This is a genomic window from Streptomyces sp. NPDC045701 (assembly GCF_056432045.1).
The window spans coordinates 1-9,115 of sequence record NZ_JBWKJV010000093.1 but is presented as its reverse complement, the minus strand read 5'-3'; the positions used below and the strand labels follow the sequence as shown (position 1 = coordinate 9,115).

At 65.5% G+C, this 9,115-nt stretch carries 5 protein-coding genes and 3 pseudogenes; 1 reads left to right on the top strand and 7 read right to left on the bottom strand.

Annotated features, from left to right (window positions below; translation table 11 throughout):
* Positions 1–2,335: 2,335 nt before the first annotated feature.
* The 5 genes and pseudogenes from AC07DW_RS32305 to AC07DW_RS32285 form a co-directional block, all read right to left on the bottom strand.
* The gene (locus AC07DW_RS32305) at positions 2,336–2,569 is read right to left on the bottom strand and encodes a hypothetical protein (protein ID WP_478861208.1); all 234 of its coding nucleotides are present in this window, start codon (positions 2,567–2,569) and stop codon (positions 2,336–2,338) included.
* Positions 2,570–3,079: 510 nt separating this feature from the next.
* A complete protein-coding gene (locus AC07DW_RS32300) occupies positions 3,080–3,241 on the bottom strand; it encodes a hypothetical protein (RefSeq protein ID WP_478861207.1) in 162 nt (53 codons plus the stop codon).
* Between the two features lie 52 nt (positions 3,242–3,293).
* Positions 3,294–3,782 (bottom strand): C40 family peptidase, encoded by a 489-nt coding sequence (locus AC07DW_RS32295; RefSeq protein WP_478861206.1) that lies wholly within the window; start codon positions 3,780–3,782, stop codon positions 3,294–3,296.
* 167 nt (positions 3,783–3,949) lie between these two features.
* A pseudogene (locus tag AC07DW_RS32290) lies at positions 3,950–4,234 on the bottom strand (transposase); the annotation flags it as partial.
* Between the two features lie 32 nt (positions 4,235–4,266).
* A pseudogene (locus AC07DW_RS32285) lies at positions 4,267–4,795 on the bottom strand (transposase); the annotation flags it as partial.
* 456 nt (positions 4,796–5,251) lie between these two features.
* Between AC07DW_RS32285 and AC07DW_RS32280 the strand changes: the two are divergent.
* The gene (locus AC07DW_RS32280; RefSeq protein WP_478861205.1) at positions 5,252–5,968 is read left to right on the top strand and encodes a competence protein CoiA family protein; all 717 of its coding nucleotides are present in this window, start codon (positions 5,252–5,254) and stop codon (positions 5,966–5,968) included.
* A gap of 321 nt (positions 5,969–6,289) precedes the next feature.
* Here AC07DW_RS32280 and secF read toward each other — a convergent pair whose 3' ends face one another.
* Positions 6,290–7,282: a protein translocase subunit SecF gene (gene secF / locus AC07DW_RS32275; protein ID WP_478861209.1), complete on the bottom strand. Its 993-nt coding sequence runs from the start codon at positions 7,280–7,282 to the stop codon at positions 6,290–6,292.
* A 610-nt stretch (positions 7,283–7,892) separates the two neighbouring features.
* Positions 7,893–9,018: pseudogene (locus AC07DW_RS32270) on the bottom strand (IS110 family RNA-guided transposase); the annotation flags it as partial.
* Positions 9,019–9,115: the final 97 nt, after the last annotated feature.

The window sequence follows — 9,115 nt, the reverse complement described above, 5'->3', positions numbered from 1 at the left end:
CGTGCCTTCCCAGCCCGCGCTACAACGCGGGCCTACTCGGTGACCATGAGTCGATCACCCGGGAAGGTACGCCCTCCACATCCCACGAGGCACCCACCCCCGGGCCGATCCACAGGTTCTGAGCATTGCTCATACTGCGCCTGCTTTCCTTCGCCTACCTCGACGGCACCCTGCCCCGCCGCAGCCTCTTCTGCGTCTCCCCCAGAAGCTCCCCGGGTCAGGTCAGCCAGCAACTCCCCGGCTCTTCACCCAAGCGAAGGTGATGGTCGGCTCCTACTGATGCGGGGCACCGATGGGACGGGATGCGCCCGTACGACACTTGAGCAGGCCGTAGCCGAGCGTGGGCAGGCGCTTGGCGGCGGCCACGGCGATGGACTCGACCAGCAGCGCGTTTAGCAGCGTGTCGGCGGCGACCCACGTCCGTCGGCGGACCGGGAGGCGGCGACCACGTAGGTCAGCCCGGCCTCCTCCAGCCAGCGGAGCCGTGCGAGGTCCTGGCCGACCTTGCCACGCTTGGCCGAGGTCGAAGCAGGGCCAGCGGTAGGCGCGGAAGAAGCTCGACAGCTAGACCGCGTACGTCCTCATCAGCGTTCATGTACGCAAGCCTGTAACGGGTGTGTCGGACATGGTTTCTGGTGGGGTGAGGGAGTGACTTCCGCCCTGTCTGCCTTAACGAGTGACGAGTTTTCAGGGTGCGTCTATCGGAACGGTCCGTCCCCCACGGCCCGTCCCCGAACCTGAGTGGGCTGCTGGCCGCGCGGCACGTGCTGACGAGAGGCTGCCGACTACTCGGTGGGGCCGGCTCCGGAATGGCGGGGCACCACCGTTCAGGTGTGCCGGCTCTGGCCGTTCGGCTCGGGCAGCGGCCCCCCGACGGGCGGGGTGCCGCTTGGCTGTGACATCTCCTCCGGCGGCACCGTCGCTGCGACCCGATCAGCTGGATCCAGCGGGCCGGGTTGGTCAGCAACCCCTCGGCGTTCGTACTCGGCCAGCCCGGTCGGCGGGCGCGTACCGGTTCCGACCTGGTATGGACGATGCCGACCCTCCCGGTTCGCCCTCGAACGGACCGTGCCGCCCCCTGCTATGCGGACGAGCAACGGTGGAGGAGCGACATGGGACGTGGCTTGTCCGATCCCTGGACCGGGCCAGGCGCCGGATCATCGAGCTGGAGCAGCCGCGGGCCCCAACCGGTCACCGGGTGGAGCCGCCCAATGCTCCCTACCGGATGCAGCGCAGCCTGGACGCGCACGGATGCCCATGAAACTGCACGCCAAGGTCTGTCGCTGGGGAAGAAGGGCACGCCGATCAGTGAGGCGGAGGCGCGGCAGTCGCTGGTCGAGCGCGTCCCGGCGTGCGGGATCTGCCGGCCGGATATACCGAGCAGGGGATGCTCGACTGCCTTGACGGCCCTGCTCTCCCGAAGCCACGGCGAAGTGACAAGTAGGTCTCTGAGTGAGAGTGGACGCTGGGCCTGGGAGCAGACGGGTCCGGGGACTTCGCCGGCCTGGAAGGCAGCGAAGTCGGCGTGCGCCTGCTCGACTGCCTCGGGGTACGCCTTGCGCTTGGCGTGCTCGGCGAGCACCCGGTAGATGCTGGCCGCTGAGGGGTTCGGCCCCTTGCGCTTGCCAGCAGGTCGGGCTGGATCTGCTCTGCTCGACCGACTCGCCGTCTGCGCGGCGCCGCAGCACGGTGCCCGCGCGGATCGTGCCGTCCGCCAGCCCCGCCGAAGCCCGCGCCCGCACATCGGTCTCGAACTGCTCCAGCTCCTCCGCCGTGGCCGACCGCCGCCATCGCGCAGGCCCCCTACGACAGCCAGCGCCAACCCGAGGCCCCTCACCTTCACCCTGACCGTCGACCATTCAGACACAATGAAAACGCTTCAGGAATCCCGAATTTGCGTCAGGACGCGAAGAGTCACCACAGAGAGGGCGAACCCCCTGGCCACGAGGTTGGTAACTCTGCGCGGCTCAGGAGAACACGGGATGTCGCACAGTCGCCGAGCGCGACCCGCCGCACGTCGCCGGTCGTGGCGCCCCTACTTGTGGCTGATGACAGCGTTCTTACCGGCACCCCGTCCTCGCACCTCTCAACGGATACCGACTGATCTTCGGAAAACTCTCCGGTGACGGCCCGGGCCGTCAGGCCCCGGTCGCCGCAGAGGAGATCAGCGAAGCACTGCGTGCTGTTCACGAGCCGGAGACGGGACTGGCGAACGGAGGGTGTTCGTCGCAGGGACGCAACCCATATTCACATGCCGATTGGAGGCCAAGCGTGAACCTGGGCATCAGTATCCCGTTAACTTGGGCTGTAAACTCGCACTGGCAGGGATTTTTCGTCATTGCTGCTGCCGTAGCTTGCTTGCAATGCGATCCAGAATAATAAGCTCGGCGATTAGGCGATCTTTCATCGCCAGCAATCTAGTGGTATCATCCTCAGCCTCTCGGGTAAATATCCCTATGGCCGTTACATAGTCGCTTCCTATGCGCTCAGCATATTCGACGCCGTGATTAGCAATCACCTCTTCAATCTGTTCCTGGGTCAGGAATCCATGAACGTTGTCCACTGGCATGTCCTCATTTCTACGCTATTCAGCCATACTGCATCCCTGCTGAGCACTGCCACCGCTCTGCGTAATGTAAAGACCTCTCGCCTCCGCGTAACAGTGGCAATGTACCTGCCGATTCTCCGCCAGTGATCCTCCACCGTGCATGCAATCGGGCAGTGATGGTCCTCTGTATGCCGGTCCGCATCGAACCAGGCAAGGGTCAGGGTGAGCCTTGGCAGGAGGCCGCAGGGGTCCTCGGACTCAGCGCGGCTGCCCCCGTGCGAATCACCACTGGCTGCGATTTCCGTTCGGCTTCGCTGGCCTGGAGGCGATAGGGCTCCAGGCCAGCAAGGCCCTCAGTGCGCCGAAGGAGGGTTGCCTCAGACGGAGACTGACTAGTGCGTTCCTCTCGGCATTCAGTGGCCGCATCACGATGACCGGACTGGACGACCATCCCTTGCGGTGCCCGTAACGAAAGAAGGAGCGGAGCACTGTCCGGCTAAGTCGCAATGGTAGAGGCTGCTTTATCATTCGCTATGCCGAATTCACCATAAAGAAAGCGTGATTGTCGCGCGCATTAATATCGTCAAAGTCCTTTCCGAGAAAAGACTGCGCGAGGCGCCTCAGGACGCCTTTCGCCACGCTTGCCGAAAGACGGTCTTTTTCCATCTTTTTCAGGTAAGTTTCAACTGCCACGGCTAGGAGGATGTCCACTCGGCCCTACTCCAAAAATTTCCTGCCGCCCGCTCTAAGATGGTCGAATGGCACCGACATAGGTGGGGTCGTTCGCGTTGAAGTTGACCCTTGTTACCTGGCATTCCTCCCTCGGGGGGAGGGACTGGATCAAGCTTCCGCTCCCAGCGTAAATTCCGGTACGCCAGTCCTGTCTGTCACCTGCGACTGCCATAAAAAAAACCAGGTCACCCGGCTGAAGGTCCTCAACCTCGACCTTCTTTCGCGCTGTCGCGAACTGCATTTCGGCCGTGCGGGGGATCATGATGCCGACATGCCGCCACGCCGCCTGCGTCAATCCTGAATCGTCGAAAGAGTTCGGGCCTTCCGCGCCCCAGACATACGGCTTGCCGATTTGCATCTCGGCGTACTTGACTGCGGCATCGCCGAGAGTCTGGGCTCTTCCAGTTTCTGCAGCGCCCTCAAGGGAGTACCGATGAGGACTTGCTGGCGCCTCAGCGGCCGAGGCGGAGAAATTGGTGCCAACAAGCAGGCTTACCGCCATGACTGGTACGGCAGCAGTGAGAGTCGTAGGCGCTTTCCGACGCATGTAACCCATCCTTCTTCTGAGGTCGCTACTCAACCTGCATTCCACTACAGCTTCATACTTACCGGCAGGCCCGAGTGGGCGGTTCAAAGGTGAGTCGGGTGTCCTCCAAATGACCGGGGCCGATCGCCCATGTCGCGGGTGATGACGGTGTCGCTGGTCTTCACGCACATCACGTGGCTGATGGCCTGCTGTTCCATCCACCACCGCAGGGATTCCGGCTGTCCGCAGGCCTCGTCCGCGGTGACCCACGCGAACGGCACGCCGACCTGGACCGCACGGGTGAGCATGGCTTTGAAGTGCCCGGTCTTCGTCGCGAAGGCCACCTCGTCCGGGATGCCCGCCTTGTGGCACCGCTCACGGTCGTCCGTCCACGAGACAGGAAGATACAGTTCCCGGTCGATCAACGCCGCCGGATCCTGGGGTGGATGCCGCCGGCTCACACGTAGACGCAGTCGGATTCCGTCAGGTCACGGCGCTGGAAGGCGGCATGCCCGGCGGTCCACTGTCTGGCCAGCCGGGTCACCGTCGCCGCCGGCAGGCCGGGGTGTGCCACCCAGGAACTGCCCGAGCGCGGGCACGAAGCCGCCGGAGGACAGGCCGTGGAGGGTAGAGCAGGGGCAGGACTGCGCTGATCTCCGGGGATTTACGGCACCACGGCGCGAGGATCTCCGGGGAGAACCGGATGCGTTCACCCCTCGTCTCCTCGATGCGCTTGTCGTTCACGCGTGGTGCCGAGACCTCGATGGGCCCGGCGGCCGTGGTCACCGACCCGGGGCCGGTGCCGGCCGCCTGCGGACCACCAGCCGGCGGCCGGCCTCATCACGCCGGCCGGCGAGCCCGGCTATGTACTGCTCCACCTCCGCCTCCAGCGCGGCGGCCAGCATCCGCCTCGCGCCCTCCCGCACGATCTCGCCGATCAGAGAGGTACCGGTCCCGGCAGAGCCGTCTTCGGTGACTACGCTGAGCACGGGCGTGCCTTCCCGGCCCGCGCTCGAACGCGGGCCTACTGGTGACCATGAGCCGATCACCCGGGAAGGTACGCCCTCCGTATCCCGCGAGGCACCCCACCCGGGCCGATCCACAGATTCCGAGCATTGCTCATCTGGGAGTCCGTGAGGCTGTGTCTATCATGACCAGCACGTATGGGTGAAGGCCCCTTCGTCCCGTCCTGGATGGGACTGCCTTCCGTCGTCCGTACGGATGAGCGGGAGGTTCCATGCGGGTACAGGGCGTGCTGATGCCGGATTCGGAGACCGTGTCGTGGACCGTGCTCGAGACGAGCATGTGCCGGTCGCGCCGATCGAGCGCTACCGGCACGGCTGTACCGGCCGACGGCCGGGGAAGACGAGAAGTGGCCGCACCTGGGCGGGTGCTGTCGCCCAAGACCATCGACTGGGACCTGATCCGCCAGCAGTACGACCAGATTGTCAAGTACACAACCGCCCTGCGCCTGGGCCCCGCCGAGGCCGAACAGGGAGCACCACCTGCTCAAGCTGGAGCTGGCCACCGCCGTACGCGCCGCCGGCCATCACGCCGAGCTGGAGGTCCGCGGGCCCGACGGAGACTGGCGCGCCGACGTCATGGCCTCCTCGCCGGATGGCGCCGCTCGCACGGCGGGGGAATCGCAGCTGTCCGCGATCACCGTCGACGAGATCAGCGAGCGCCCCACGCGGTTCGCCAAGGACGGCGTACGGGTGTGCTGGGTCGCCACCAAGCTGTGGCCCTGGGTCGGGGAGGTGCCTTCCATCCACGTCCGGCCCCGAGGTCGGTCGTCTCCTGCACGCGGGCGGTGGCGAGCGCGGCGAGCGCGCGGACCTGCTCAATGGGGGGATGGGATGGTGACGGTCGTGGTCATGGCCCTGGAGCGTAGGGCGGTGGGGTCGGCCGGATCAGCCGGATGGGAAGAAGTGCTTGGCCGTCGGTTCGTCGTAGCCGGGGAACTCGCCGACGGGGTGGAGAAGTCCGCCGACGCCGCACTGGTCCTGCGCGTGCCCGAGGCCTTGGTCCTCGCCATCGGCCACTACGAGAAGAGGCTCCTGCGGCAGCTCGAATGGCCCGAGGGCGACCCGGGCATCCTGCGGCAGGCGTGGCACGTGAGAAGGCTCAGGGTGTTCCGTTCTTTGTGGAAATCGGCGTCGTGACGTGCGGGACGGCCGCCGTCGGCTGTGCCTCTTCTTCGGGTTGGCGGCCTGTCCTTCTTCTCCGGAATGGCTACCTCAGCCCTCCGTTTTCTCAGCTAAAACCGTTGGTGCGAGAAGAGTAGGCCTTGTCCGCGGCCAGCGCCGGGCCGGGCCGGGGGGCCGACCGACGGGCAGACGGATGCGTACTTTCTGCAGCATGGCAACGAATTTGGGCCTGTCAGCGGCCTGTCCTGCCGCGAGGGACTGCGGACGGCATTTGCGGTCCGCGACGAGGTGAATCTTGCTCGTCAGTCCACGGGATCTGCCGGGGCAGGGCCTGCTTCAAGCGGAGCTTGCGCCGTCGCCTGATGCGCCGACGCTCTTCGCGGCAATACGCTTCTTGAGTGCCTTGATCTGCGGGTCGCGTTCCTTCAGGTCGGCGACGAGCGGCGTGGCGATGAAGATTGACGAGTAGGCACCGGCCGCGAGACCCACGAACAGCGACAGCGAGATGTCGTTGAGCATGCCCGCGCCGAGGATGCCGCCGCCGATGAACAGCAGGGCAGCGACCGGGAGCAGCGCCACGACCGTGGTGTTGATGGAGCGGACCAGGGTGCTGTTGAGGCTGCGGTTGGCGATTTCGCTGTAGGTCCAGCGGGTCTGCTTGGTGATGTCCTTCGACGCCTCCTTCAGACCGTCGAAGACGACGACGGTGTCGTAGAGGGAGTAGCCGAGGATGGTCAGCAGACCGATCACCGTGCCCGGGGTGACCTCGAAGCCCACCAGCGCGTAGATGCCCACGGTGATCGTCAGGTCGTGGATCAGGGCGATCAGTGCGGCGACGGCCATGCGCCACTCGAAGGCGATCGCCAGGTAGACCACCACGAGGACCATGAAGACCCCGAGGCCCATCCACGCCTTGTTGGCGATCTGCTCGCCCCAGCTCGGCCCGACGGCGTCGACGTTGAGGTCTTTTGAGGCGACGCCAAGACTCTTGGCCAGGTCGGCCCTGATCGCGTTCGACTGGGTACTGTCGATGCCGCTAATCTGAATTCGCAAGCCGCCATTTCCGAGCCTCTGCACGATTGCAGGGTGGTCGGCACTCTTCTCTGCTTCTTGCCGGGCCTCTTCGACGGTGAGCGGCGATTGCGGGGTGGTGAGGACGACGCCTCCGTTGAACTCGATTCCCATGTTAAGGCCCTTCAGCGCGAGGCTGAGGAATGCGACAACGGTGAGCAGAAGGGAGACGGCGTACCAAATCTTCCGATTGCCGACGAAGTCATACCCGACCTCACCGCGGTACAGACGCGCGCCCATGCTGCCGAGTCGAGACATCATGCTCCTTGGCTCCGGCGCCGACGATGAGGTGTTGACAGCGGCGCAGCCGGGTCCTGGCTGCCCCCGGATGCCCACTCGGCTTCGGCAGTCGGCGGCTGCTGCGGAACTTGGCGGGAACCGGGCCACGGTCGCGGCTGCCCTCATGGCGCTGGCGATCTCGAGTTTTTGTGAGGAAGCGACCCCCAGGCTACCTAGGGCCGCCAGTCCATCCGCGCTCACCGCTGTTTGGAAAAGCGGTGTCCAGAGGGGAACTTTCAGAACGCGCCGAGGCCGCCCCGGCGTGGTGCGGATCAGCTGGTGACGCCCTGAGCGAGGCTCAGGCGAGAAGGTTTTGCCTCCTCGGGGCGGCGGCCTCTCTTCGGGGGGAGGGCTGGCGCGACGTTGCTCTTGGGAATCTCTTGCGTGCCGCCACCTTCTTGCACCTCCGGGCTAGGAGCGCAATCACCTTACTTGCGCACGCTAATGATGAGAGTCTTACCAGACAATACGGTGTTTGGGACTCCTCGCGCAGCTATGCATATCAGAGTTCATCCCATCGGCCGTGTCGCGGCCTTGCTTGGCCTCGATCTAGGACAGGCTCGGCGGGTCTGGCTTACCAATCCGGAAGTCAAGCGGCATGAGTGACGGGAGGTGTCACGTGGTAGCACCGTCGGTCACGGATGAGGGCCCAGATGACGTTGACGCGTCGGCGTGCGAGGGCGAGGACGGCCTGCACATGTCGTTTCCCCTCGGCGCGCTTCCTGTCGTAGAACGCCCGCGAGTTTGGATCGCGCTGGATACTAATGAGCGCGGAAGTGTAGAAGACCCGTTGCAGGCGCCGGTGGTATCGCTGGGGCCGGTGCAGGTTGCCGCTGACCTTGCCGGAGTCCCGTGGCGCCGGAGCGACACCGGCGAACGACGCCAGCCGGTCAGAGGTCGGGAAGGCATCCAGGTTGCCGCCGACGGCGGCGAGGAACTCGGCGCCCAGGACCGTGCCGATACCCGGTATAGAGGTGATCACTTCGGCGAGTTCGTGTTCACGAAACCGGCCCTCGATGAGCTTGTCGGTCTCGGAGATCTTCTCGTTGAGGGCCATCACCTCCCTCGTCAGGGTGTGGGCCATTTTCGCGATGGCCTTCTCACCCGTGACAGCGGTGTGCTGGCGTTCGGCGGCCTCGACCGCCGCGGCGGCAAGGGCCTCGGCACCCCTGACCTTGCGATTGCGCAGCCAGGTCGTCAGTCGGCTGGTGCCCGCGCGGCGGATCGCGGCCGGTGTCTGGTAGCCGGTCAGCAGGATCAACGGCCCGGCGTTGTCGAGGTGCAGACTGCGTTCCAGCGCGGGAACATGCTGGTCAGCAGGGCCTTGAGTCGGTTGGTGGTCCGCGTGCGGTCGGCGACCAAGCCGACCCGGTGTTCGGCCAGCAGTCGCAGCTCGATGGTTGCCTCGTCGCCGGGCCGGATCGGTTGCAGATCACGTCGCATCCGTGCCTGATCGGCGATCACCCTCGCGTCCCGGGCGTCGGTCTTGCCCTGGCCACACGGTAGCTGTCCGTCGCGCGGTTGACCGCGAGGCCGGAGATGTAGACGAGCTCCTGGCCGTGGTTGACCAGAAGGGCGATCAGCAGGCCGGGCTCACCACCGGTCATGTCCAGGGCCCACGTCACCGGCCGGCTGTCGGCGATCTCCGGGACATCGGCCAGCAGCTGGAGGAGTTCCGGCTCATCGTTGGCCACCCGCCGCGACAGCAGTGTGTTGCGGGACTGCTGCGTGATCGGGTGACAGTTGGGGTTTACGCAGCGAGTGCTGTGTGAGGGGCCATGATGGTTTCGTACTCGACGGGCGTCAATCGGC